This window comes from Pseudoduganella ginsengisoli, assembly GCF_009720865.1.
In the GTDB taxonomy this organism is placed as follows: Bacteria; Pseudomonadota; Gammaproteobacteria; order Burkholderiales; family Burkholderiaceae_D; genus Rugamonas; species Rugamonas ginsengisoli.
The window spans coordinates 162,633-185,839 of record NZ_WNLA01000013.1; the positions used below are offsets into that span (position 1 = coordinate 162,633).

At 58.7% G+C, this 23,207-nt stretch carries 25 protein-coding genes and 2 pseudogenes; 16 read left to right on the forward strand and 11 right to left on the reverse strand.

The genetic code is table 11. From position 1 onward, the window contains the following. The first annotated feature begins 713 nt into the window (after nt 1–713). Together GM668_RS18825 and GM668_RS31780 are read left to right on the forward strand one after the other, a co-directional pair. Nucleotides 714–950, forward strand: a complete 237-nt coding sequence (locus tag GM668_RS18825; RefSeq protein ID WP_371868730.1) for a helix-turn-helix domain-containing protein — start codon at nt 714–716, stop codon at nt 948–950. A 172-nt stretch (nt 951–1,122) separates the two neighbouring features. Further along, nucleotides 1,123–1,341 (forward strand): helix-turn-helix transcriptional regulator, encoded by a 219-nt coding sequence (locus GM668_RS31780; protein WP_155440490.1) that lies wholly within the window; start codon nt 1,123–1,125, stop codon nt 1,339–1,341. 459 nt (nt 1,342–1,800) lie between these two features. Here GM668_RS31780 and GM668_RS18835 read toward each other — a convergent pair whose 3' ends face one another. Continuing rightward, nucleotides 1,801–3,510 carry an asparagine synthetase B family protein gene (locus GM668_RS18835; RefSeq protein WP_155440491.1) on the reverse strand — a complete coding sequence of 570 codons (1,710 nt, stop codon included), beginning with the start codon at nt 3,508–3,510 and terminating at the stop codon, nt 1,801–1,803. Beyond that, nucleotides 3,503–3,859, reverse strand: a complete 357-nt coding sequence (locus tag GM668_RS18840) for a hypothetical protein (protein ID WP_155440492.1) — start codon at nt 3,857–3,859, stop codon at nt 3,503–3,505. Before GM668_RS18840 ends, GM668_RS18835 begins: the two co-directional genes overlap by 8 nt. 207 nt (nt 3,860–4,066) lie before the next feature. Here GM668_RS18840 and GM668_RS18845 point away from each other — a divergent pair, with 207 nt between their 5' ends. From GM668_RS18845 to GM668_RS18855, 3 genes are all read left to right on the forward strand, one after another. After that, nucleotides 4,067–4,231: a hypothetical protein gene (locus GM668_RS18845; RefSeq protein WP_155440493.1), complete on the forward strand. Its 165-nt coding sequence runs from the start codon at nt 4,067–4,069 to the stop codon at nt 4,229–4,231. Nucleotides 4,232–4,359: 128 nt separating this feature from the next. Then, nucleotides 4,360–4,641: a hypothetical protein gene (locus GM668_RS18850; RefSeq protein ID WP_155440494.1), complete on the forward strand. Its 282-nt coding sequence runs from the start codon at nt 4,360–4,362 to the stop codon at nt 4,639–4,641. A gap of 129 nt (nt 4,642–4,770) precedes the next feature. Further along, entirely contained in the window at nt 4,771–5,022 is a 252-nt protein-coding gene (locus GM668_RS18855; RefSeq protein ID WP_155440495.1) for a hypothetical protein, read from the forward strand. Between the two features lie 22 nt (nt 5,023–5,044). Here the strand turns inward: GM668_RS18855 and GM668_RS18860 are convergent, their stop codons facing one another. After that, nucleotides 5,045–6,001 carry a GlxA family transcriptional regulator gene (locus GM668_RS18860; protein ID WP_155440496.1) on the reverse strand — a complete coding sequence of 319 codons (957 nt, stop codon included), beginning with the start codon at nt 5,999–6,001 and terminating at the stop codon, nt 5,045–5,047. A 111-nt stretch (nt 6,002–6,112) separates the two neighbouring features. Here GM668_RS18860 and GM668_RS18865 point away from each other — a divergent pair, with 111 nt between their 5' ends. From GM668_RS18865 to GM668_RS18890, 6 genes are all read left to right on the forward strand, one after another. Beyond that, on the forward strand, nt 6,113–6,409 hold the full coding sequence (locus GM668_RS18865) for a putative quinol monooxygenase (protein ID WP_155440539.1): 297 nt from the start codon (nt 6,113–6,115) through the stop codon (nt 6,407–6,409). Between the two features lie 16 nt (nt 6,410–6,425). Continuing rightward, nucleotides 6,426–6,866: an acyl-CoA thioesterase gene (locus GM668_RS18870; RefSeq protein WP_155440497.1), complete on the forward strand. Its 441-nt coding sequence runs from the start codon at nt 6,426–6,428 to the stop codon at nt 6,864–6,866. 92 nt (nt 6,867–6,958) lie between these two features. Beyond that, on the forward strand, nt 6,959–7,258 hold the full coding sequence (locus GM668_RS18875; RefSeq protein ID WP_155440498.1) for an antibiotic biosynthesis monooxygenase family protein: 300 nt from the start codon (nt 6,959–6,961) through the stop codon (nt 7,256–7,258). A gap of 75 nt (nt 7,259–7,333) precedes the next feature. Further along, the gene (locus GM668_RS18880) at nt 7,334–7,636 is read left to right on the forward strand and encodes a hypothetical protein (RefSeq protein ID WP_155440499.1); all 303 of its coding nucleotides are present in this window, start codon (nt 7,334–7,336) and stop codon (nt 7,634–7,636) included. A 115-nt stretch (nt 7,637–7,751) separates the two neighbouring features. After that, a complete protein-coding gene (locus tag GM668_RS18885) occupies nt 7,752–8,723 on the forward strand; it encodes an SLAC1 anion channel family protein (protein WP_155440500.1) in 972 nt (323 codons plus the stop codon). Between the two features lie 9 nt (nt 8,724–8,732). Beyond that, complete coding sequence (locus tag GM668_RS18890; protein ID WP_155440501.1) at nt 8,733–9,692, forward strand: GlxA family transcriptional regulator; 960 nt, start codon at nt 8,733–8,735, stop codon at nt 9,690–9,692. On the opposite strand, the gene pncB is transcribed toward GM668_RS18890, so the two are convergent. Together pncB and GM668_RS18900 are read right to left on the reverse strand one after the other, a co-directional pair. After that, on the reverse strand, nt 9,687–10,886 hold the full coding sequence (pncB, locus tag GM668_RS18895; RefSeq protein WP_155440502.1) for a nicotinate phosphoribosyltransferase: 1,200 nt from the start codon (nt 10,884–10,886) through the stop codon (nt 9,687–9,689). The two genes, GM668_RS18890 and pncB, sit on opposite strands and share 6 nt — an antisense overlap. 91 nt (nt 10,887–10,977) lie before the next feature. Beyond that, entirely contained in the window at nt 10,978–11,592 is a 615-nt protein-coding gene (locus GM668_RS18900) for an FMN-dependent NADH-azoreductase (protein ID WP_155440503.1), read from the reverse strand. 100 nt (nt 11,593–11,692) lie between these two features. On the opposite strand from GM668_RS18900, the gene GM668_RS18905 reads away from it, so the two are divergent. Beyond that, the gene (locus GM668_RS18905; RefSeq protein ID WP_155440504.1) at nt 11,693–12,610 is read left to right on the forward strand and encodes a LysR family transcriptional regulator; all 918 of its coding nucleotides are present in this window, start codon (nt 11,693–11,695) and stop codon (nt 12,608–12,610) included. A 111-nt stretch (nt 12,611–12,721) separates the two neighbouring features. Next, nucleotides 12,722–12,976, forward strand: a complete 255-nt coding sequence (locus GM668_RS18910) for a hypothetical protein (protein ID WP_155440505.1) — start codon at nt 12,722–12,724, stop codon at nt 12,974–12,976. Here the strand turns inward: GM668_RS18910 and GM668_RS18915 are convergent. From GM668_RS18915 to GM668_RS18925, 4 genes and pseudogenes are all read right to left on the reverse strand, one after another. After that, nucleotides 12,969–14,075: a protein-glutamate methylesterase/protein-glutamine glutaminase gene (locus GM668_RS18915; RefSeq protein WP_155440506.1), complete on the reverse strand. Its 1,107-nt coding sequence runs from the start codon at nt 14,073–14,075 to the stop codon at nt 12,969–12,971. The two genes, GM668_RS18910 and GM668_RS18915, sit on opposite strands and share 8 nt — an antisense overlap. A 360-nt stretch (nt 14,076–14,435) precedes the next feature. Then, nucleotides 14,436–15,446 (reverse strand): annotated as a pseudogene (locus GM668_RS31915) (methyl-accepting chemotaxis protein); the annotation flags it as partial. A 135-nt stretch (nt 15,447–15,581) separates the two neighbouring features. Beyond that, nucleotides 15,582–16,115 (reverse strand): annotated as a pseudogene (locus tag GM668_RS31920) (MCP four helix bundle domain-containing protein); the annotation flags it as partial. Then, the gene (locus tag GM668_RS18925) at nt 16,112–16,480 is read right to left on the reverse strand and encodes a response regulator (protein WP_155440508.1); all 369 of its coding nucleotides are present in this window, start codon (nt 16,478–16,480) and stop codon (nt 16,112–16,114) included. The gene GM668_RS18925 and the pseudogene GM668_RS31920, both read right to left, overlap by 4 nt. Before the next feature lie 204 nt (nt 16,481–16,684). On the opposite strand from GM668_RS18925, the gene GM668_RS18930 reads away from it, so the two are divergent. Beyond that, nucleotides 16,685–17,326 carry a chemotaxis protein CheD gene (locus GM668_RS18930; RefSeq protein WP_211923418.1) on the forward strand — a complete coding sequence of 214 codons (642 nt, stop codon included), beginning with the start codon at nt 16,685–16,687 and terminating at the stop codon, nt 17,324–17,326. Between the two features lie 49 nt (nt 17,327–17,375). Here GM668_RS18930 and GM668_RS18935 read toward each other — a convergent pair whose 3' ends face one another. Then, nucleotides 17,376–18,044: a beta/gamma-crystallin gene (locus tag GM668_RS18935; protein ID WP_155440509.1), complete on the reverse strand. Its 669-nt coding sequence runs from the start codon at nt 18,042–18,044 to the stop codon at nt 17,376–17,378. Nucleotides 18,045–18,190: 146 nt separating this feature from the next. On the opposite strand from GM668_RS18935, the gene GM668_RS18940 reads away from it, so the two are divergent. Next, a complete protein-coding gene (locus GM668_RS18940; protein WP_155440540.1) occupies nt 18,191–19,606 on the forward strand; it encodes an MATE family efflux transporter in 1,416 nt (471 codons plus the stop codon). Nucleotides 19,607–19,717: 111 nt separating this feature from the next. Further along, entirely contained in the window at nt 19,718–21,934 is a 2,217-nt protein-coding gene (locus GM668_RS18945; RefSeq protein WP_155440510.1) for a S9 family peptidase, read from the forward strand. Between the two features lie 53 nt (nt 21,935–21,987). Here GM668_RS18945 and GM668_RS18950 read toward each other — a convergent pair whose 3' ends face one another. Next, entirely contained in the window at nt 21,988–23,187 is a 1,200-nt protein-coding gene (locus GM668_RS18950) for an HAF repeat-containing PEP-CTERM protein (protein WP_155440511.1), read from the reverse strand. Nucleotides 23,188–23,207: the final 20 nt, after the last annotated feature.

Below are 23,207 nucleotides of genomic sequence, written 5' to 3' on the forward strand. Positions count from 1 at the left end.
CAGGGCAACCATCTTACAAGTATTGCAAGATGAATTTCATGGCGTGTGGCACTGCTAATGGGAACACTCGGCCTTGCAAAATTTTTTTTAAAATTATTCAGCCGGGATGAATCTTTCCCCGCAAGCACCACACTTAAAGGTACGTTCCCACCGAGCATAAGCAGCATGTGCTGACGGGTAATGCCTACGGTGCGTATCAATCTCTTGCTGAGTTGGCTCAGCATCGATGTTGCGTATCACAAATTGGCTTAACAGGAGACCGCATACTGCTGATGCGGCAGTTGCCCAAACAGTGAAGATAAAGCCGTTCGCAGAGCGAAGTATCGCAATTATTGCGGCCACCGTTCCGACCATGCATGCAATCCCTACAGCTATTTGCAGCTTCCTCCCAGCAGACATCAGCGCGGGGATAGCAGGAGGAGCCACAGCTTTAGAAGCCTCCGTTTGATGAACACCCGTTGAACTGCCGTGTGTATGGATTTTTTGCCTGCCAATGGTATTAAACGTACCCACAGATTGAAAGGTGCCATCTATCGTTGCCAGCCCTTCGGTGTATATCTGAGAAAGTCTTCGGGCATGGGGTGTACCGCATACTGGGCAGGTTGTATCTATGCGTGCCATATCTATAGGAAGAGTGATTGCCAAAATGAAATCCTAGCACATGCTACTCAAACTCTGTAGACCCAAAGTCATCACGGCAGCACGATGCGCCCGTGCATACGACGTCTCCCACCTCCACACTCCCGGCAAAAGTCCGATTCGGTCACGCCCTACGTGCGGCTAGAGAAATGCTTGGGATGTCGCAGGAGGAGCTAGCGGAGCGTGCCGGACTACATAGGACCTATATAGGGCAAGTTGAACGGGGCGAACGAAATATCTCCGTTGACAGCATGGAGCGTTTAGCAGCAGCGGTTAAGATTGATCTATGGATAATGTTAACCCCGAAGTAATGTTGCTTGACTGAACACCGGAAATCTTATAGAGTTAAATTTCCTCGGGAAAAGTACCGGGGACTACAATCTACCCCACGGCTGCTGCTTATTGCGCCTCTATCTTTCAGCTACTCCGCTGTTAGAAGAGGCGCTTTTGCGTTTACAGCCATTTTTTGAAGGAAAAAATTATATGAATGAACAAGTATCGGGCGTCCGCTGTCTCACGGTAAAGGAAGTTGCACAGAAGTGCGGCGTATCGGTGAGTACTATCTGGAACTGGGTAAAGCTTAAGATCGGCTTTCCTGACCCTTTTTCAATTGGGCCTAACACTACTCGCTGGCAGGAATCCGCTATAGATGCCTACATCCTGTCCTGCATTCCAGGCGCAATGCTTACTTGTAACAGTTAAAGTCGTTGTCGGTTTACAACGAAGGCAAATAATTTTCCCTTCTGCCGCCAAGGTAGCAATCTTCCCCGGAAGCATTTTCCATTGGGGGTATCAATGGGGGTATTTCATGGATGGCGAAGTTCTTTGCTCCTCCATTTATCCTTTACCTAAAGGCTATATCCGTTATCAGTTTGGTAGACGCCGTCTCCACCACCGAACAAAAACAAAGGGCTCAAGCTTCGCTTGGGCCCTTTGTTTTTGTTCGGGGTGTTCGCGGCGGGAATCGAACTCCGTGGACGGAACGGACGCGGGGCTTTTGCGGGGCAGTCGGCGAGCACTGCTCGCCGCCGCAAAAGCGGCCTCCGCGCTTGCAAGCGCGGTGCCTCTTCGATTCGCCCATTCCCGAAATCGCGCAGCGATTTCGCGCCCGCGATCAGCGGGCAAGCATGCCCTGCCGTAGCTCATCAACCATTAGCGATCCTACAACTCCCCCTTACCGCATTCTGTCGCCTTGAAATCACCCTTGCACGAAGCCATTTTTTCATCGAACAGGATCCACGCCCACAAAACAAAAAGCGTCCGCGAAGCCATGTCATCCCCAACTCTGGATTTCCCCATCAATACGCCAATGGCCTCCATATCGAAGACCGGTCGTTTCTCCTGATACCTCCGAAACACCGTTTCCAGATCCGCCGGTGTCCTACTAAGCCAATGCGAAAAATCCTGGTGTTCAAACGCGCGCTTGGGATGAAACAGTCTTTTTGTAACATAGTCGATGACATGCACTGCTTCCCGCCTAGCCCAAGTCGCCCCCAGTTTCACACCAGTATTTGAATCCGGATACTCAGCAAGTATCCGATTGGTTTTCCGTAGCAGATAGACAACGAAGTCATTGCCAATTTTATCTGTCGTTCGGACCTGAAGAATCAAGTCGATAAGCGGAGGATATGCAAATGGGAACATGACGGTGGTTCGCTTGCGCCACATGTTCCAGCTGGCTTTCACCACCTTCCCTATGAATTCTTCAATGTAGAGAAGCTGCAAAACCCCAGGGGTGTCTACCAGTTGTTGATAAAAAGAAATTTTACCGGCAAGATTTTTGTAGGCTTCATGACCTAAGCCAGCCTGGCAGGCAGGAGCAAAGCAGCTCCGGCGCTGCTCATAGCGCTCCTTGAACCGCCTCCATAACAGTTCAACAACGGCCCGTCCCTTTAATGTGCGAAATTCGATGCTATAAGCATAACTGTGCATTTTTTGGATCTTGTATAGCTCAGCAAATGCACCGTGGAGCAACACTCCATGGGGTTCTACTACCTGGCTCAGCCACATCGCTTCCAATTCCGACGAAAAACTCATTCCCTGCGATGAATTGCAACACCCCTGCATGAGCAATTCAAACTCATCAACAAAATTATCATCGAGTGGCTTACAAACCGATTGAACGCCACACAACGCAGCCATTTCACTTGCATATTCCAGTGCCCGGCTTCCCGGAACTCCGGTACTGTATGCAACGGTAGGCTTTCCAATACGCAGGCTTGCCGCCATTAAGCATCGCGAGTCGGCGCCTCCCGAAAGGGTCACATTCGCAACCGGAAATTTGGCAGTGGCCAGCTTTATTCCTTCAAGGAATTTCTCCACCAACCGTTCCTTGACCTCCTCAAAATTCAGCGTTGGATTCAGAAGGAACTGGGCAGGATTCCATAGTTTACGTGAACAAACCTCAAGCGTATCCAAGTCAATAATTACTTCAGAAGCACCAGGAATCACATTTATATCGCTCAGCGTCGTTCTTTCGTTCAGGGGGACATTAAAAGCAAGAATGTCACTGAGCGCTCCCCAATTCATTGCACTCTTCGAACCATAATGTCGCGCCAAGACAAAAAAATCGCTGGAAAGAACGATGCGCTCATCATTGCGCCAGATATAAAGTGGAAATAGCCCAAATCTGTCAGTGACTATGGTAACCCGTCGAAAATTCGATTCGTACTTCAAGAAAACAAACTGCCCGAATAAGCTGGATAACTCTTCAGAACCGACACTGTCCGGATCAATGTCTTCACAATACGTCCCCGCCAGATAACTTCGACAGGCATCATCGACACTGGGACACAGGGTAAAGTCGCCGGCGCCATCCAGCAAAATTACTTCGAAATTTCCTTTGAACGAGATAACAGCTTCTTCATTCATCTAAGTCCTTATTTATAGCGCCAGCGCGGTTAGTCAGAGCAATATCAGCTTCAAACTCACGATACGCCGCTAAATATCGCGTGCTTTGATCAAGGCGCTTGCACCGCTCGAAGGCAATTTTGTTTGGTCCACCGCGCCCAAAAGTTGCCTTGAGGATTCGAAATGCCAGTGCGGTCACGGTGAAACATGCATCAGTAATTTCGCGTCCCTGATCAGCCCCGGACTCGGCAATCATCAATCGGCCATTCCAAGTAAAAAGCCCAGCAGTCTTTCCCCATCTCGAAGTGCGGGATTCGAGGCAAAAAACCCACTTTCCGCCCAGCTTCATGCCAGATTTTTGTCTAATCATGCCATTTCCTAGCATGAAATCCACGAAAATGCCCTCCGTGCGCCCATTCCCTGCCATTCCGTCAGCAAGCCGCAGCGATAAATAAAGCGCCCATCCAAATTAATTCCCCACTCAAACGATCCGTGCGCCAGCGAATATCTATTCCCGTATATTCCCTTCGCAGGGCAGGCATTTCGCCAACCCGCAACCGTTATGGAGGAGTTCGTCATGGCGCAATCCAAATCCACCGGCACGCAAAACCGCCAGTCCGCAAACGAAGTGGACAGCGACGCAAAGAAATCCACGCAAAAAGATAAAGGCAGTAAATCCACAGTCGGCCAGTCAAAAACCGGCGCCGATAAAAGTACTGCTAAGAAACAAAGCAAGCGGTGATGCAAAACCGTGCATCCAGGCGCCAACGCATGAATGCACGGTTTCCAATTACCAAGTTACCTGTTGTGCGCCCTCAACTGAGAGAGCGGAATATGATGGAACTTCACTCACCACAAAGGAGACATGTCATGGCTACCGATCAGTCGAAAGAGCAATCGCAAAATCCTCAGGTGCAGAAATCGCAGAACCAGCAATCTCAGCAGTCCCCCAATCAACAGTCGCAAAACCAGCAGCAGAATAAACAACAGCAAGACAGCCGGATTAATCCCCACACCACCCAAACAGGCAACCAGCAATCCGGCAAAGGCACTGGCAGCCAATCCGGCGGCATGAGCGATTCCGACCGCAGCAGTAATGCGCAGCGCGACAATCTTTCCAATCAGCAGGATCAATCGAATAAACGTTCCTGACGGATATTAACCCGTCAATTGAATGCAGCCTTGGGCATGATGTGCCCAAGGCTTTTTGCGCATGCAGTGCGCCACACAATGGAGATTCGCCCTAGCATGGTGGTCCGGCGCGAATAAAGGAGACCAATCATGACCGTCGACAATATCATCAGGGGCCGTAAATTCGAACAAACCACGCATTCTGGCCATTCCAGTTTAGCCGCAGTGGGCGCTAAAACCGGCAATCCCATACCCGATGGCAACCGCCAGTCCGATACCCGCACGGATGACTTATTATCCGGAGGCGTGACGGAAACGCAGCGCTCCGGCAGCTTTCAAAAAGACAATAAAGCAGAAGATTTGGAAAAAAGCCTTGGCAAGCAACCGGGCAATCGGCAATAAGCTGTTTCCGGTAGAAAAATAGTTATTCGCGAATATCACGCAAGCCCTTGCCCAGCCGTTTGCGCAGCAAGGTACGCAACGTCACGCCATCGCTATAGCCAACCTGTTCGGCAATCCGGTCAATATTACTGCCCGTGGTTTTCAATAAATGCACGGCCCGCTCAATACGCAAATCTTGCACATAGCCAACCGGTGTCTTGCCCATGACATCTTGCAGCCGCCGCGCCAATGTCCGCTTGCTGGTGGCCAGCGCGTCGGCTGCCGCATCCAGTGAAAAGCCCTGCCCCAGGTTTTCCCGCGCCCAGCGGTCGAAACGGGACACCAGCGGATCCGCATGCGCCAAATGGTCGGAAATCACATACGCCGACTGCGATGGCCGCGCATCGACAATCAAATAGCGCGCGACCAATTCCGCCAGCTCCGGGCTGGATTGGCGGATCAGCCACAGCGCCATATCCAGGTGGCTCAGCGCCGCGCCGGCTGTCACGAATTGCCCGGAATGCACGACCATGCGCTGCGCGTCGAGCCGCACGCGCGGGTAGCGCTGCCTGAACATCGGCGTCAGCCACCACGTCGTCGTCGCATCTTGCTCATCCAGCAATCCGCTTTCCGCCAGCACGAATGTGCCGATGCATGCGGCAGCAATGCGGACGCCCTGCCCGGCCCAGCACCGTAATGCATCGGCAGCGTCCGCAATTTCATCCGTGGCCAGCGCGCGCGCCAGCGGTTCCGGCATCTTGTGGCCAATGGCGGGAACAATCACCAGGTCCGGCGTACCGCAGTCCGCCAGTGGCGCCACCGGCACGCCCATGCCCTGCGAACTGCGCACGGCGGAACGCAGTCCCGTCAATGTCACGTCAAATGCGGGCGGCGGCGCTTCCTGCAATGCCGCCAGTTCGTTGGCCGTCGTGAACGCATCCAAAATCGTGGCCAGGCCCGTATCAAACACGCTGTCCAGCGCCAGCACGACAATCCTCATGGCAAATTCCCTACCAAAGATGGCAATCCTGCCAGTGTCGCACCGGGTAGCGGCTCTGTAAAGTGACACCCATCGCAATCAGCGATTACACCCAACCACTAGGAGATTATGATGATCAAGCACGCCCTGTTCGCCCGTTTCGAAGCCCAGCCTGGCAAAGAAGCCGCTGTCGCGCAATTCCTGGAAGCGGGCCTGGCCATGGCCAATGAAGAAGCCGGCACCAAGGTCTGGTTTGCACTGCAATTGTCGGACCGCGAATTCGGCGTGTTCGATGCATTTGAAACGGAAGAAGCGCGCCAGGCGCACTTGAGCGGCCCGATTGCCCAGGCGCTGATGGCGCAAGGCCCGCAATTGTTCACCAGCACGCCATCGATCCAGCCTATCCGCGTGCTGGGCGTGAAGAAGTAATTAAAGGAAAACCGCCATGTATGAAAAAACGCTGGTCGCCGGCTGGGGCGATATGGATTTCAATTCCCACATGCGCAATACCGCGTATCTGGACAAGTCAGCCAACGTGCGCATGATGTATTTCGCGCAATGCGGTTTTCCCATGGCGGAATTCATGCGCTTGAAACTGGGCCCGGTGGTCATGCGCGACGAAGTGGAATACTTCCGTGAATGCCATTTGCTCGATGAGATCACAGTCACATTTGCCATGGCAGGCTTGTCGGACGATGCCAGCCGCATGATGCTGCGCAATGAATTCTTCCGCAAAGGCGTGCTGTGCGCCCGTGTCACGTCGACGGCAGGCTGGTTTGACCTGGCCAACCGCAAATTGACGGTGCCGCCGGATAACCTGGCGCAACCGCTGCGCGAGCTGGCCCGTACGGACGATTTCAAGGTGTTGCCGGGCAGTGCGCGGTAATTAACAGGTATATGCGGCGGGTGTCCTGCGAGAAATCAACCTTTCAGGCAAAATGTTCCGGTTGTTATCACATTCACCCGGAGCCCCGCCCCATGATTTACGAAATCGCTGAAATCCAGATCAAACCGGACACCCACGCTGCCTTCGAAGCGGCCGTCAAGGAAGCCATTCCCCTGTTCAAGCGCGCGAAAGGCTGCGAAGCCATGCGCCTGGAACGCATCATCGAGCGCCCTGACACGTACCACCTGGTCATCAACTGGACCACGCTGGAAAACCACACGGTGGATTTCCGCGGCAGTGAAGATTTCCAGACCTGGCGCGGCCTGGTGGGCGGCTACTTTGCCCAGCCACCCAAGGTTGAACACACGGAAACCGTACTGACCGGCTTCTGACCGCTGCCGCGCGCCGTGCGCCAGTTGGCGCGCGGCGCAGGCACAATGAGGCCATCCCCGCAATGGAGCAAAACAATGGCCAACACGATTTACCGCAATTTCATGAGCGTCGCGGATGCCCAAGCCGCGCGCAGTGCACTCCTCCAGGCCGGTTTCCCCCCGGCTTCAGTCCACCTGACGCCGCACAAGGCGCCTGCCGGCGATACCACCGTCAGCACAGTGGAAAACATCATGAATTCCCTGACGCCGGACAGCGCCGACAATACCGACGAGCCACGCCCGAAGCCTGTCGCCCTGCTGGCGGTCGACGTGCTGGACGATGAACAGCGCGAGCAGGCGGATTCCATCATGGAAGGCCATAACGCTATCGATGCGTGATAGGGCACGCTGTCCGTCGCTGTGCTGTTTTTGGCCGGATTTGATGCTTTTTATAGGTTTAAGCCAAAAGCATTGCCACCCATAATGAAGCTATCCACCAACCAGGAGCTTCATTATGGAAACCACGCCCCGCACTGCCGGGCAATCCGTCCGGCACTTACCCGTCAACTTGTTTGCCTCGGTCATGGGCATCGCCGGCCTGGCGCTGGCGTGGCGGCTGGCTGAGCCGGCGTATGGCGCCAGCCCGGCCATTGGCCAAATCACAGGCGCCGCCGCCGTGGTGGTCTTTATTGCGCTGGCCGCAGCCTACAGCACCAAACTGATCCGCTTCCCGGACGCCGTGCGCCATGAATTCCGCCATCCCGTGGCAGGCAATTTCTTTGGCACCATCGGCATCGGCCTGTTGCTGCTGTCCGCCGTGCTGGGCGCATGGAACAGCACACTGCAGCAAGCCGTCTGGCTCATCGGCGTGGCCGCGACCTTGTCACTGGGATTCATTATGGCGGCCCGCCTGCTGGGCGGCGGCGGCGGGCACGCAGCTGCCGTGCCTGCATGGCTGATACCCGGCGTGGCAGCGCTGGACATTGTGGTGACCGGCGCCACGATGCCAATGGCGTGGGCGCATGACATCAATGTGCTGGCCGCCGCCATTGGTTCCGTGATGGCAGTCGTGTTGTTTGTCATGATCTTTGCGCGGCTGGTCCAGCATGAGCCGCTGCCGGCCGGCATGACGCCATCGCTGATGGTCATGATTGCGCCATTCGAAGTGGGTTTCCTCGCATACCTGAACTTGCGCCACGAAGTCGACTTGTTTGCCGCCCTGCTGTTCTGGTTTGGCCTGTTCTTGTTTGCCGTGCTGTCGGTGCGCGTGTTCCGTCCATCGGTGCCGTTTGGTCCTGCATGGTGGGGCATCAGCTTTCCATTGGCCGCGCTGGCGAATGCGGCGCTGAAATATGCCGATGCCACGGGCAGCCCGCTGCTGGCGTGGCTGGCCGCCGCGCTGCTGGCCTTCCTGACAGTGGCGATCGGCGTGCTGGCGGTCCGTACCGTACACTCGCTGGTTAAAGGCCAGTTGCTGGTCCAATAAGGAGAACCGATGCTGATTGCCATCCTCGCCTTCCCCGGCGCGCAAATGCTCGATATTGCCGGGCCGCTGGACGTGTTCCACGAAGCGTCGCGCCATGTGCCGCCAGAGCGGGCCTATCGCTTCGCGCTGGTCGCGGCCAAGGCGGGACCGCTGACCGCGTCGAACGGCGTCGTGCTGCATGCGCAATATGGGCTGGACGACCTCGATGGCGGCATCGACACGTTATTGGTGGCGGGCAGCCCTGCCATCCAATCGTTGCCAGGCGAAGCCGAACTGGTCGCCTGGCTGCAGCGGCAGGCGCCGCGCGTGCGGCGGCTGGGCTCGGTCTGCTCCGGCGCCCTGCTGCTGGCGCGCACAGGGCTCATGGATGGCAAGCGGGTGACCACGCACTGGAATGTGTCGGCCCATCTGGCGCGCAGCTTTCCCTGCTTAAAAGTGCAGGCGGACCAGATCTATGTGCGTGACGGCGCGCTGTACACGTCGGCCGGTGTCAGCGCAGGCATGGACTTGGCGCTGGCGCTGGTCGAAGAAGACCATGGCCGCGAAGTCGCGCTGCGGACTGCGCGTGAACTGGTGCTGTTCTTGAAGCGGCCGGGAGGGCAATCGCAATTCAGCACGCACCTGGCAGCCCAGTCCACCGAGCGCGACAGCATCCGCGACGTCCAGGCGTGGGTGCTGGAGCGGCTGGCCGAACCGGTGTCGATCGACAGCATGGCGGCGCGGGCCGGCATGAGCACGCGCAATTTCTCCCGCCTGTTCAAGCAGGACACCGGCATGACACCGGCGGAATTCGTGGAAAGCGCCCGCATCGACATGGCGCGGCGCTTGCTGGAAGACACCGCCAATCCGCTCAAGCGCATTGCCGCGCACAGCGGGTTCGGCAATCCGAACGGGTTGCGGCGCGCGTTCCAGCGCCGCCTGGGCATCACGCCCGGCGATTACCGCCAGCGCTTCCGCACGGCGTCATGATGCCGTGTGGCTGAACACTTGCCGCAAATACGCGAGGAAGGTCTGGTCCTGGCACATGGTCTTGCCGGGCGCATCGGACAATTTCGCCACTGACTGGCCATTGCAGCGCACCAGTTTCATCACAATGTTCAGCGGCGCCACACCCATGTCATTGGTGAGGTTGGTGCCGATGCCAAAGCCCGTCACGATGCGGTCGGCAAAGTGGCGGTATAGCGCCAGCGCTTTCGGCAAATCCAGGCCATCGGAAAACACGAGGCGCTTCGTGTGCGGATCGATGCGCAGCGCCGCGTAATGGGCCAGCGCTTTTTCGCCCCACTCGACCGGGTCGCCGGAATCGTGGCGCAAGCCGTCGAACAGCTTGGCAAAGTACAAGTCGAAATCCGCGAGAAACGCATCCATGCCGACCACGTCCGTCAATGCAATCCCCAGGTCGCCCCGGTATTCCTGCACCCAGTCTTCCAGTGCGGCTTTTTGAAAGTCGCGCAGGCGCACGCCAAACGACTGGAACGATTGCAAATACTCATGGGCCATGGTCCCGATCGGCACCATGCCGATGCGGCGCGCAAGGTGCACGTTGGACGTGCCTTTGAAATAGTGCGGCACGTGCGCCAGCAGGGTATCAGCCACTTCGTCGTGCCACGCGGATGAAAAGCGGCGGCGCAAGCCAAAGTCGGAAAATTCAAACGGGTGGCGGTGCGGAGGTTCCGCGCCGAACGCCTGCAATTGCCGGATTTTATCGGCCAGCCGCGCCCGCCCTTCCGCCAAGGCCGCCGTTTGATCGAAGCGGCGGAAATACAATTCATTGACGATGTACAGCACGAAAATTTCAAAGCCCATCACGTGCACTTGCGGACCGGCTGCGCGGATGTGCAAAGTGCCGCCATCGGTGGCGACCGTGATGAATTTGCGCTGGAAGCGGAATACCGTGAGGAAGTCGATGAAGTCGCTTTTCATGAAGCGCAAGCCGCGCAGATACGCGAGTTCGTCTTCCGTGAATGAGAGCGAGCACAGGTGATCGATCTGCGCACTGACATCGGACGCCAGTTCCGCCAGCGGGAATTGCGGCGTATTACGGCACACGAATTCATACTCTGCATGTGCGCCGGGATGGCTGTGCAGCAGCGCCTGCCACATGGTGAACTTGTATAAGTCCGTTTCCAGCAGGCTGCGGACAACGGGAATAAACGGCGGCATGAAGCGGCTCCGTAATGCAAAGCCGCATCATACCGCTAATTAATCACAGCTTAACAACGGGTGCCGGGCCTTCAGGCCGGGCATCCTCATCTTAAACTGCGACCAGTTCGTCGATGGCGCTGCGGCTTTTCGCCAACGTATCGGCCACAGCTTGTTCACCCATGGCCACGCCTTCCGCCTGCACGAACTGCACATCCGTCATGCCGAGGAAGCCCAGCACGGCGCGCAGGTACGTGGCCAGGTGGTCGAACGCAGCGCCAGGGCCGGCGCTGTAGACGCCGCCGCTGGCAGTGAACACGATGACTTTTTTACCGGTCAACAGGCCGACCGGGCCATTCTCGCCATATTTGAACGTGACACCGGCACGCGCCACGTGGTCGATCCACGCTTTCAAACCCGAGCTGACGGAAAAGTTATACATCGGCGCGCCAATGACGACCACGTCGGCTGCCTGCAATTCCGCCACCAGCGTGTCGGACGTTTTCACGACAAACGCTTGTTCGGCATTGCGCTGTTCCGCCGGCGTAAAGAAGGCGCCCATCATTTGTTCCGTCAAATGCGGCACAGGATTGGCTGCCAGGTCGCGCTCGACAATGGTGTCGGATGGATTGGCCGCCTGCCATTTCGCAATGAATTCCGCCGACAACTGGCGCGACAGCGAGCCGGAACTACGTACACTGCTGTTGATGTAGAGAACGTTTGCCATGGTATTTCTCCTGAATTGGTTGACTTGCTACGCATCATAATTCGGGTTTAATATCGATGGAATACAGTAAATTTCCATCAAAACAATCGATTTTATTGATATGAGAGATCCCGGCCTGCCCTCCCTTGAGCAATTGCGCGTATTCATTGCCGTGATCGACCATGGCGGGTTCGCCGCGGCGGCGCGCGCCCTGCACCGCACGCAATCGGTCATCAGCTACACCATTGCCAACCTGGAAGAACAGTTGAATACCGCGCTGCTGGACCGCAGCAAGCGCAAGCCGGAATTGACGGAAGCGGGCAAGGCGCTGCTGGCCGATGCGCGCGCGATTTGCATGAAAGTCGACAGCATGCGCTCGCGCGCCAAGGCGTTGTCTGCCGGGCTGGAAGCGGAAGTGTCGCTGGTGGTGGACGTGATGTTTCCCACGTGCCTGCTGGTGCGGATATTGAACGCGTTCCAGCAGCAGTTCCCTGCGGTCGCCATGCGGCTGCACACGGAAGCGCTGGGCGCCGTCACGCAACTGGTGCTGGACCGCGTGTGCCACATCGGCATTTGCGGCGGCGTCGTCAGCCCGCCGGACGCCATCGAACGCCGCGCCGCCGGGGAAGTGACGATGATGCCGGTATGCGCGCCGTCGCACCCGCTGGCGTCATGGCAGGGCAAAATCCCGGCTTCCGCACTGCGCGACCACATGCAGCTGGTGTTGACGGACCGCAGCCAGCTGACGGCGGGCCGCGATTATGGCGTGCTGGGCTTGCGCACGTGGCGGCTGGCCGACCTGGGGTCGAAACATGCGCTGCTGCGGGGCGGCCTGGGCTGGGGCAGCATGCCGCAAGCCATGATCAGCGACGACCTTGCCAACGGCCGTCTCGTGCAGCTGGACGTGGCGGACGGCAAGGCATTCCAGTATCCGCTGTACGCCATCAACCGCACGGATGAAGAACCGGGCCCGGCCGGACGCTGGCTGATGCAGCAATTCCTCGACCTCGACCACAGCTTGCCGCACGACGCTTATTGAAGGGCGGAAAATCCGGTAGCGCCTGCTCCTACGCGGCACAGGCTTGCTGTCCTATGGCGTGCCCAAATTGCCGGGCCTACGATGACACCACTGTTTCAACAGGAGATCATCATGAGCAAGCAACGGCACAAGAAAACTGCCCGCACCGAGAAAAACATGCAGTGGCAAAACACGCAAGGCATGCAACAAGGTACGGCGCTGAACCAGCAAAGCGCGCGCGAAGCCGCCGCCAGCACCACGCACCGCGACCGCACGACTGGCGCACGCGGCGACAGCACGCACCAGCGCTATACGTCCAATGTGCAAAAGGATGACATGCGGCGGGCACAGGGCGGCAAGACCCGCACTGACAAGGAAATCACTTGATGGCAAAGCTTTGCGCGACGATTTCCCGGTCGATCGCATCGAGCGGGACCGTCTTTTCAACGGCGCCAAGTTTCACGGCTTCCTTCGGCATGCCGTAGACGACGCAGCTTTGTTCATCTTGCGCCACGGTGCGCGCGCCGGCCTTGCGCATTTCCAGCAAGCCCAGCGCGCCATCGTCACCCATGCCCGTCATGATGATGCCTAGCGCATTGGCGCCGGCGCTCTTGGCCACGGACCGGAACAGTACATCGACGGATGGGCGGTGCCGGTTCACCAGCGGCCCATCGATGACGTCGACGTAATACGTGGCGCCGCTGCGCCGCACCAGCATGTGCTTGCCGCCCGGTGCAATCAGCGCCACGCCCGCCTGCACGCGGTCATTGGTTTCCGCTTCCTTGACGGCAATCGCGCAAATACTGTCCAGGCGGGCGGCAAACGCGCCCGTGAATTTTTCCGGCATGTGCTGGACCACGACAATACCGGGCGCATCGGACGGCAGCGCGCTGAGCACGCGTTCCAGCGCTTGCGTACCGCCAGTCGATGTGCCAATGGCAACCAGCGGTTCCGAACGCGGCACCACGGCCCCGTCACCGGGGGGCAAAATCACGTCGGCCGTCAGCTTGGCGGGTGGCGGCATCAGCGGAGCCGGCGGCACCGGCGCCGGCTTGCGCCGTGCCTGTTCATCGGCATGCTGCTGTGTATTGGAGGCGGCCGCCATGCGGATGGCGGAAATCAATTCATCGGCGTGGTCCGTCATGTATTCGCGGAGATTGACGCGGGGCCGGTTGACCACAGCCACGGCGCCGGCCGACAGGGCTTCCACCGTCAACGCCGTGCTATCGGCCGTCAACGACGAGCAAATCACCACGGGCAGCGGCTTTTCACTCATGATCTTGCGCAGGAAGGTGATGCCATCCATGCGCGGCATTTCGATGTCGAGCAGAATGACATCGGGCCAGTTCAGGCGCATGCGCTCGATGGCCAGCAGCGGGTCCGCCACCGCGTGCGTGACTTGTATGCCCGGCGCTGCATTCAGCAAGCCGCTCAACACCTGGCGCACAACGGCCGAATCGTCCACCACCAAGACCTGAATGCTCATGCGGATTTCCGGTATATCGAAGGCGCCAGCAAAACCGCGTCGGCATCGATGTCCTTCAGGCTTTCAGCGTGGCCAATGAACAAGTGTCCTCCGGTTTCAACTGCTGCGCTACGCGCGCCACCACCTGGCGCTGGGTCTTAACATCAGGCGTTGCCCAGCAAGATCAGCCGATCCGAGGCAACGCCAATTCATTTTCATGAATTGTACTCGTTGTCTCAGGGAACGTTGCACCAGCAGGGTCTCCCCGTAGTGGTGTGTCCCATTCAAGCCATAGCGCCGCAAGTAATCTGGTGGTATAGGGATGCGCGGAACACCCGTCAAATGAACAGCGCTGGCATCGCCCGAATGCCCATCCCCGCATCAGAAGCGGGTGAACAATGCTTCGTCTGGTTCCCCATCGGCAAATTGGGCAGGTGCGGTTTTCGGCACGGCAGCGATGCGGGCCTTGTTCGCGCTGGCGGCTGCGGCTTTACGCATCGTCACCATACGGGCAGCCGGAGGCGCTGCTTTCGACTCTGCCTGCACCGCGCCGCCCGCCACGCGGAAGAAGGCAATCGCCGCCTGCAATTCTTCCGCCTGGCTACTCATTTCCTCGGCAGTTGACGCCAGTTCTTCCGAACCGGCCGCATTTTTCTGTGTCGCGATAGACAGCTGGCTAACCGCCGTATTGATCTGCGCCACGCCCGTCGACTGTTCTTCCGAAGCCGCCGTAATTTCCTGCACCAGGTCCGATGTTCGCTTAATGTTCGGCACCATTTCATCAAACAGCTTGCCGGCCTGTTGCGCCAGGCCCACGCTCGATGACGCCACTTCGGCAATCTCTTGCGCCGCCACCTGGCTGCGTTCGGCCAGCTTGCGCACTTCAGCCGCCACGACGGCAAAGCCTTTGCCGTGTTCACCGGCACGGGCGGCTTCAATTGCGGCGTTCAGCGCCAGCAAATTGGTTTGATACGCGATGTCGTCAATGATGCCGATCTTTTTCGCGATCTGCGTCATGGCCTCGACGGTCGAACGCACCGCCACGCCCCCTTCTGCGGCTTCGACGGCAGACTTGCTGGCCATGGCATCCGTGACGCGGGCATTTTCCGTATTTTGTGCAATCGATGCCGTCATTTGCTCAACCGATGCACTGGTTTGCTCGACACCGGCCGCCTGTTCGCTGGACGATTGCGACAACGCTTGCGCCGTCGCACTGACTTGTTCCGACGCACTGGCCAGCACACAGGCACTGCTGGACACTTCCGACACCACGGCCGACAGTCTGGCAACCATGGCTTTCATTGAATACAGCAGGCTGTGCTTGTCACCGGCACGCAACTGAATGTCGACCGCGAGGTTACCCTCCGCCACCTGGCTGACGATTTGCGCCGCGTACGCCGGTTCGCCGCCCAGCTGGCGCACCAAACTGCGAATCAGCAGCCACGACAGTACGATGCCGAACGCCAGCCCGCCCGCCATCAACAGCGCATTGCTGCGGACCGTTGCGTTATAGTCAGCCACCGCCGCGTCATATTCTTCCTTTGCCACGGTCTCTTGCAAGGCTCGCAATTTACCCATGGCATCCATTGCAGCATAGAAATCGCTGTCCAGCGTCTTCATGTTCTCCAGCGCCTGCTTCATATTTCCTGCCCGCAGTTGCGCCACGATGGGCCGGCGCTTTTCCAGATAACCGTTCCAGGCCGGCAAAAATTCTTCCGTCAGCTTTTTCTCGTCGGGCGTCAGGTACGTGGCCATGTATTCGCTCCACTCTTTCTGATAGGTGCTGTAATACGTATCCGCCACCGCCAGGCTTTTTTCCACGTCCTCCGCCGCGCCCAGCGCTGCCTGCAGCGTGCGCGTACGGTGGCGCAATATCGCTTCGCCGGCTTGCGCCAGCTGGGCCAATGCCACCGTGCGGTCTTCATATACCGTCTTCAGGCGCGCGTTGGACGCATGCATGCCGCGCAAGCCCGCAAAGCCGGCGCCCAGCATCAGCGCGCACAACAAGGCCACCAAGGCGCCCAGGCGCGCACGCACCGTCAATGCCGACAACCAATTCATGGCAGCACCAGCTTTTGCACGGCGCCCAGCAATACTTCAGGACGGAAGGGCTTCACCACCCACGCCTTGGCGCCGGCAGCCTGCCCCTCGCGCTTCTTTTCTTCCTGTGATTCCGTGGTCAGCATGATGACGGGCGTGAATTTGTGGGAAGGCTTTTGTTTCAATTCCCGCACAAAGGAAATGCCGTCCATGTTGGGCATATTGACGTCGCATACGATCAAATTGACCTTTTGTGCGTCGAGCTTGTTTAACGCAATCTGCCCATCCGCCGCCTCGACCACGTCATAGCCGGCGCCCTTGAGCGCAATGTGCACGACTTGCCGCAGTGACGCCGAGTCGTCGACCACCATGATGGTTTTTGCCATGTTTTGTCTCTTATAAAAAAGTGGATACCCGTTCGATTCCGTCAGACTGTATCCACCGGGAAATTATTTGTAACCTGTACTTTGGTACATGTTACAAAGCAGCGTCACGGACGCCCCTGGAAAATAACGAGTTGCCAACAAATTGTTGCCCCACTGCACCAAAGTACAAGTTACGCCGGGGCGAGCATTGCCTACATTAGCGTCATGGGACCCGATAACGACATCACTGATATTTTTCTGCTCCCCGGCGACTACTTCGTTGGCGGCCAGGGACACCGCATCCGCACGCTGCTGGGATCGTGCGTATCGATTACGCTGTGGCACCCGCAACGCAAAATCGGCGCCATGTCGCACTTCCTGTTGTCGTCGCGCAACCAGAACAAAGCATCGGAATTGAACAGCCGCTATGGCGAAGAAGCCTTGGAATTAATGTTGACGGAATTGCGCGCCATGGGCGTCGATCCGGCGGAATGCCAGGCCAAGATTTTCGGCGGCGGGCAAATGTTCCCGGGATCGACGCAAGGCATAGGCCGCCAGAATGGCGAAGTGGCGCTGCGCCTGTTGCGGGCGCATGGTATTCCAGTGGTCTCGGAAAGCTTGTACGGTATGGGCCACCGCAGCATTATTTTTGATGTGGACAACGGCAATGTGTGGAGCCGCCAGGTCGCGCCGGAACAGCCGGACGATGCCCTGCCGGCATTGCGGGCGCCGCGCAAACCGGCGGACAGCGCCGCCAGGCGCGCGGACTTGCACGCGCTGTCGCGGTCCGCGCGGCTGCAAGCGATGGAAGTGCTGGCGCAGGCTGCCAGCGATGTGCCGCGCGTGCTGCCGTCAGCGCGCCTTTAACCGCGCGCTGCACTTCTTTTCGTTGGCTGATTGAGCCAGGTCAGCCAATTCAGCGGACGCGGCGCAACGACGAAATCCTGTCATTCATATTGCCCAGGTTGTCGTAACGGCCTGGGCCATACACGACGCACTGGCCGCCGAAATTGTCGTGCTCGCACAATTGCCACTGGCCTTCATAAATCACCATCGAGCTGGCGCGGTCGTTGAAGTCCGCGCCGCGCAAGCTGCGCGTTTCACCCTGGAAGGATACGCGGCGGCCTTCAAAGCGCGAATGTTCAAACAGTTCGATTGGATCTGGACGGTCAAAGCCGCCACGGCGGTCGCGCTGTTCTTCACGCCATTCGCGGCGCTCCTGGCGGTCGTCGCGGCCGTCATGGTCGCGGTCGCGGTAGCCGTGGCCGCCCCGTTCGATCTGGCGCACCGATGAAATACTGTTGTTAAAGTTGCGCAAGTTTGGATATTCGCCGCGCTCGAACACAGCGCAATAGCCGCCGAAGTCCCTGTCTTCGCACACTTCCCACACGCCGGAATGCACGATCAGGCTCGATGCGCGGTCGTTGAAGCCGGCATCGCGCAAGTTGCGCGCGCCGTCGCGGATCGTCAATTCTTCGCCGCGGAAGCCATCGCGCGAATACAAGGTCATTTCACCTGCGGTGGCAGCGGCCATTTGACCGGCCAGCATGGCGGCCGCGAAGGCCAGGATGGTTGTACGTTTCATTTTTTTAGCTCCTTTTGCACTGTATTCTAGTCAACGTCCTGACTGATCCGCCAGCCTACACGACGTTGTAACAAATTCCTACTCTTGGTCTCCTACGCCACTGGGAAAATGCCGATAAAATGGCTTCTTTTTATTGCATTTTCGCCATGCCGACGACGTTCACGCTCCCCAATATCCGCCGCGAAGCGGCCGCCCTGTGGCAACTGGCGTGGCCGGTGCTGGTGGGCCAGCTGGCGACGGTCGGCATGGGCGTGGCGGACGTGGCCATGACGGGCCATGCCAGCGCGACGGAACTGGCTGCCGTGTCGCTGGGCGCGTCGATCTGGTCCATCATCCTCGTCACCGTGACCGGCACGATGATGGCAATTAACTCCGTGGTGGCGCACCAGGTGGGCGCGGGCGAACATCAAGCCATTGCCCACTCCGTGCGCCAGGCGCTGTGGAAAGCGCTGGGCGTGGGCCTCATCGGCGCGCTGGCGTGCAATGCCGCGACCTTGCTGTTCGACCATTTGCACATGGCGCAGGAAGTCAACGACCGCGCATCGCTGTTCGTCCACATCATCAGCATCGGCATGCCGCCCTATGCGGCGTACCGCGCCTTGTATGGCTACAGCACCAGCATCAATCAAACCAAGCCTGTGATGGTGATTGCCCTGCTGGGCCTGGCGTTTAACGTGACGGTCAACTGGGTATTGATCTTTGGCCACTTCGGCATGCCGAAGCTGGGCGGCGTCGGCTGCGCCGTGGCGACTGGCGCGTGCATGTGGCTGATGCTGGGCGCCATGCTGGTGTGGCTGAAAGTCTCGCCCGCCTACCGCCAGACGTATCCGTTCACGCGCTGGGAATGGCCCTACTACCCGGAAATCCGCTCGATGCTGAAGCTGGGCCTGCCAACCGGCATCACGTACTTCGCGGAAGTGTCCGCGTTTGGCGCCGTCAGCCTGCTGGTGGCGCGCTTTGGCGTGGTCGAAGTATCAGCGCACCAGATTGCGCTGAACTTCGCGTCGCTGGTGTTCATGGCGCCGCTGTCGTTCGGCATCGGCGTCATCACGCGCGTAGGACAAGCGATGGGCGAAGCCAATCCGGCACAGGCGCGCTTTGCCGCGTGGGTGGGCGTCGGCATGTCGCTGTCGTTTGCCGTGCTGTCCGCCATCGGCATTGCACTGTTCAATGTGCAAATTGCCGCAGCCTACACGTCCGACACGGCAGTGCAGGCGCTGTGCGCGCACTTGCTGCTGTTTGGCGCGCTGTTCCAGCTGTCCGACGCGACGCAGGTGGCGACATCGTGCGCCATCCGCGGCTATAAAGTCACGCGCCAGCCGATGCTGATCCAGTTGCTGGCGTTCTGGGTATTCGCCCTGCCGCTGGGCTGTATTCTGGGCCTGGCGCCGGACTGGATACCGTTTGCTCCCGCTGCGCCAATGGCGGCAGCGGGTTTCTGGATCGGGCTGGTGCTGGGTTTGACGATAGCCGCGACACTGCTGAGCTGGTCGCTGTACGTGCTGGCCAACCAGCGCGTGCGGGACAGCGCCCGGCGGCGCCCCGCTGCCATGCAAGCGTAGGCCGATGCCGCCAAGGGCCGAACGAACGTCGGATTTTCGGCCCGTATTCCATACCCTTGCCGCCCCCCACTCTGGTATTGTCTTGCCGCAATAATCCTCACACGTGAACCCATGCGACTGATCCTTCCTCTCCTTGCAGCTATGGCAACGACTATCCCCGCTTCCGCCGAGCGCCTGACCCTGGACCGTATTCACGCTGACCCGGCATTGGCCGGCGCGGCCGTACGCAACCTCAAAGTGTCTCCGGACGGCGCCCGCGTCACGTTCCTCAAGGGCCGCGACGACAATCAGTTCCAGATGGACTTGTGGGAATACAACCTGAAGGACAAGAGCACGCACCGCCTCGTGGATTCGAAGATCCTGGTGCCGGACGAAAACCTGTCCGATGCGGAAAAAGCCCGCCGCGAGCGCGAACGCACCGCGAGCCTGAAGGGGATTTTGAATTACAGCTGGTCGCCGGACGGCAAGCAATTGCTGGTGCCGATAGCCGGCAACCTGTATCTGATCGACGTGGCAAAGCCCGATGCGGCGCGCCTGGTGGCGTCCGGCCAGGTGCTGGATCCGAAAATTTCACCGCAAGGCCGCTACCTGTCGTTCGTGCGCGACCAGAATTTGTTTGTCATCGACCTGGCGACGGGCAAGGAGCGCCAGCTGACCACCGATGGCAAAGGCGCCATCCACAATGGCGAAGCGGAATTCATCGCACAGGAAGAAATGGGCCAGCGCACCGGCTACTACTGGGCGCCGGACGACAGCGCGATTGCCTATAAGCGCTACGACGAAACGCAAGTGCCGATCGCGCGCCGCTTTGAAATTTATGCGGACCGCACGGACGTCATCGAACAGCGCTACCCTGCCGCCGGCGATCCGAACGTGACTGTGCAATTGAAGATCGTGTCGCCTGCCACCGGCGACACCCGCGACGTGAACCTGGGGCCTGATCCCGACATTTACCTGGTGCGCGCCGACTGGAGCGCCAACAGCCGCACGCTGACGTTCCAGCGCCAGAGCCGCGACCAGAAAACGCTGGAACTGGTGGCCGTCGATGCCGCCACCTTGCAACAGCGTGTGCTGATCACGGAAAAATCCGACACGTGGACCACCATCCACGAGGACTTGCGCTTCCTGAAATCGCGCGATGCGTTTATCTGGGCATCGGAACGTTCGGGCCGCAACCACCTGTATTTGTACAGCATGGATGGCAAGATGCTGCACGCGATTTCCAAAGGCGACTGGGGCATCGACAATGTGCTGGCGGTCGATGAAAAGGCGGGCAAAGTCTATGTCGCGTCGAACCGCGACGCCGTCATCGACAAGCAAGTGTATGCACTGCACATCGATGGCAGCACGGCCGCCAATCCGAAGCGCATCACGCAAGCGGACGGCTGGCATGACGCCGCGTTTGCCCGTAATGGCGACGTGTTTGTCGATACGTTCTCCGACCCGGACACGCCGCCGCAAGTGGCGATCCGCCGCGCCGATGGCGCCATGGTCACGTGGCTGGAAGAAAACAAGGTCGACGCCAAGCATCCGTATGCGCCGTACAAGGCCGACCACTTGCGCACTGAATATGGCACGTTGAAAGCGCAGGATGGCCAGACCTTGCATTACTCGATGGTCAAGCCGTACAAGTTTGATCCTTCAAAGCGCTACCCAGTCTACCTGTCCACGTATGGCGGCCCGCATGCGCAGCACGTGTCGCGCAAATGGGGCAATTATTTTGACCAGTACATGGCGCAGCAAGGTTTTGTCGTGTTCCGTCTCGATAACCGGGGTTCCAGCCGCCGCGAGCGCGCGTTCACGGATGCCAATTACAAGCACCTGGGCGACGTGGAAGTGCAAGACCAGTTGACGGGCGTGGCGTTCCTTGGACAGCAAAGCTTTGTCGATGCCAAGCGCATCGGCGTGTTTGGCTGGAGCTACGGCGGGTTCATGACCTTGCGTTTGCTGTCGCAAGCGTCCGACAAGATCGCCATGGGCGTGTCGGTTGCGCCGGTGACGGACTGGAAACTGTACGACACGCACTACACGGAACAGTTCATGAGCACGCCGAAAGACAATCCGCAGGGCTATGCGCAAAGCAGTGTGTTTGCCCACGTCGATGGCTTGACATCGCCGCTGCTGCTGATGCACGGCATGGCGGATGACAACGTGCTGTTCACCAACTCCACGCGCATGATCGATGCGCTGGTCAACCGTGGCGTGCACTTTGAATTGATGACGTATCCAGGCGCCAAGCACGGCATTTCCGGCAAGGGGCCGCAGCGCCACGTGTATGGCAATATTGAAGCGTTCTTCAAGAAGAACTTGAAGCCGGAATCCAACTAAGCACACTGCGCATAGGAATGAAGGGCCGGACATGTTCCGGCCCTTCGCGTTTGTCAGTCCGCCTGTTTTCGGCGCAGCGTCAACGCCATGGCTGCCAGCCCTGCCAGCATCAGCGCCAGGCCGGCCGGCTCCGGCACATGCGTGTCGGCCGATTCAGTCAGGATAAAGCCTTCCCAGCGCCCATTGCGCAACGCCGTGCCTGCCAATTGCCCCGCATCGTTGATGGCAATATTGTTCACTGCTTCAAAGCCTCCCGACAGCAAGTCTTTCACGTCATACATGACGCCATCGTCGTACAGGAATGCAGTAAAGCTGCCATCGCTGCGGACCGCGTTGCCGATCACCTGGCCGGCTGCGTTAATGGCTTCAGCCGAACTGTAATTGCCGCCCAGCGTACCCAGGTCAACCATCGCGCCGTTGACGGTGGCGAACGCATGCACGCCATTACCAACCAGGCTCCATCCCGCCACCTGGCCTGATGCGTTGATCGCATTGGCGGAGCTGTGCGAGCCCCCCAGCGTCCCCAGATCCGTCATCACGCCATTGCTGGAAATAAATGCGTGGTAAGCGCTGTCATCCGCAATATTGGATGTGCCGATAATCTGTCCCGCTTCATTGATACTGCGGGCGCCACTGTAGTTGCCGCCCAGCGTGCCCAGTTGCGTCATCACGCCATGGTCGTACAAGAATCCGCGGTAGCTGCCGTCAGCCAGCTGCCCCGCCCCCACAACCTGGCCGTGGTTGTTGATCATGCCGACGCTGCTGCTGGCGCCGCCCAGCGACAGCGGCGTCATCACGCCATTGCTGTACAAAAAGGCCACGTAGTCATTGCCGTTCGGCAGCATGCTGGTCCCCACCACCTGGCCCGCATCGTTAATGGCTTCCGCCCGCGCGTTCGTGCCGCCCAAGGTCAGCCGCGTCACGGTCCCGTTATCGAACAGGAAACCGTCATGCCCGCCATTGTTGGCGGTATAGCCATAGCCCACCAATTGCCCAGCCCCGTTGGCAGCCATGGAAAACGTGCCGACGCCTCCCATCGAGCCAACTTGCTGAAAAGAGCCATTGCGCGTAATAAACGCCGCGACGTCCGCATCACCGGCAAGGTGGCCTGAGCCGTAGACTTGGCCGCTATTGGTAATGCCATTGACAGTGAAATACGTTCCGCCCAGCGAACCCAGTTCGGTGGTCACCCACGCCGCGTGCGCGCACGAAGAAAAACCAAACAGGGCTGCCAATACTGCCTTCTTGATCATTTGATCCTCATGGAAATGAA

What these genes read in the sequence shown, in the direction of transcription:
- GM668_RS31780 (WP_155440490.1), top strand. Translation starts at nt 1,123, where the DNA reads ATGAATGAACAAGTATCGGGCGTCCGCTGTCTCACGGTAAAGGAAGTT.
- GM668_RS18835 (WP_155440491.1), bottom strand. Translation starts at nt 3,510, where the DNA reads ATGAATGAAGAAGCTGTTATCTCGTTCAAAGGAAATTTCGAAGTAATT.
- GM668_RS18840 (WP_155440492.1), bottom strand. Translation starts at nt 3,859, where the DNA reads ATGATTAGACAAAAATCTGGCATGAAGCTGGGCGGAAAGTGGGTTTTT.
- GM668_RS18845 (WP_155440493.1), top strand. Translation starts at nt 4,067, where the DNA reads ATGGCGCAATCCAAATCCACCGGCACGCAAAACCGCCAGTCCGCAAAC.
- GM668_RS18850 (WP_155440494.1), top strand. Translation starts at nt 4,360, where the DNA reads ATGGCTACCGATCAGTCGAAAGAGCAATCGCAAAATCCTCAGGTGCAG.
- GM668_RS18855 (WP_155440495.1), top strand. Translation starts at nt 4,771, where the DNA reads ATGACCGTCGACAATATCATCAGGGGCCGTAAATTCGAACAAACCACG.
- GM668_RS18860 (WP_155440496.1), bottom strand. Translation starts at nt 6,001, where the DNA reads ATGAGGATTGTCGTGCTGGCGCTGGACAGCGTGTTTGATACGGGCCTG.
- GM668_RS18865 (WP_155440539.1), top strand. Translation starts at nt 6,113, where the DNA reads ATGATCAAGCACGCCCTGTTCGCCCGTTTCGAAGCCCAGCCTGGCAAA.
- GM668_RS18870 (WP_155440497.1), top strand. Translation starts at nt 6,426, where the DNA reads ATGTATGAAAAAACGCTGGTCGCCGGCTGGGGCGATATGGATTTCAAT.
- GM668_RS18875 (WP_155440498.1), top strand. Translation starts at nt 6,959, where the DNA reads ATGATTTACGAAATCGCTGAAATCCAGATCAAACCGGACACCCACGCT.
- GM668_RS18880 (WP_155440499.1), top strand. Translation starts at nt 7,334, where the DNA reads ATGGCCAACACGATTTACCGCAATTTCATGAGCGTCGCGGATGCCCAA.
- GM668_RS18885 (WP_155440500.1), top strand. Translation starts at nt 7,752, where the DNA reads ATGGAAACCACGCCCCGCACTGCCGGGCAATCCGTCCGGCACTTACCC.
- GM668_RS18890 (WP_155440501.1), top strand. Translation starts at nt 8,733, where the DNA reads ATGCTGATTGCCATCCTCGCCTTCCCCGGCGCGCAAATGCTCGATATT.
- pncB (WP_155440502.1), bottom strand. Translation starts at nt 10,886, where the DNA reads ATGCCGCCGTTTATTCCCGTTGTCCGCAGCCTGCTGGAAACGGACTTA.
- GM668_RS18900 (WP_155440503.1), bottom strand. Translation starts at nt 11,592, where the DNA reads ATGGCAAACGTTCTCTACATCAACAGCAGTGTACGTAGTTCCGGCTCG.
- GM668_RS18905 (WP_155440504.1), top strand. Translation starts at nt 11,693, where the DNA reads ATGAGAGATCCCGGCCTGCCCTCCCTTGAGCAATTGCGCGTATTCATT.
- GM668_RS18910 (WP_155440505.1), top strand. Translation starts at nt 12,722, where the DNA reads ATGAGCAAGCAACGGCACAAGAAAACTGCCCGCACCGAGAAAAACATG.
- GM668_RS18915 (WP_155440506.1), bottom strand. Translation starts at nt 14,075, where the DNA reads ATGAGCATTCAGGTCTTGGTGGTGGACGATTCGGCCGTTGTGCGCCAG.
- GM668_RS18925 (WP_155440508.1), bottom strand. Translation starts at nt 16,480, where the DNA reads ATGGCAAAAACCATCATGGTGGTCGACGACTCGGCGTCACTGCGGCAA.
- GM668_RS18930 (WP_211923418.1), top strand. Translation starts at nt 16,685, where the DNA reads ATGGGACCCGATAACGACATCACTGATATTTTTCTGCTCCCCGGCGAC.
- GM668_RS18935 (WP_155440509.1), bottom strand. Translation starts at nt 18,044, where the DNA reads ATGAAACGTACAACCATCCTGGCCTTCGCGGCCGCCATGCTGGCCGGT.
- GM668_RS18940 (WP_155440540.1), top strand. Translation starts at nt 18,191, where the DNA reads ATGCCGACGACGTTCACGCTCCCCAATATCCGCCGCGAAGCGGCCGCC.
- GM668_RS18945 (WP_155440510.1), top strand. Translation starts at nt 19,718, where the DNA reads ATGCGACTGATCCTTCCTCTCCTTGCAGCTATGGCAACGACTATCCCC.
- GM668_RS18950 (WP_155440511.1), bottom strand. Translation starts at nt 23,187, where the DNA reads ATGATCAAGAAGGCAGTATTGGCAGCCCTGTTTGGTTTTTCTTCGTGC.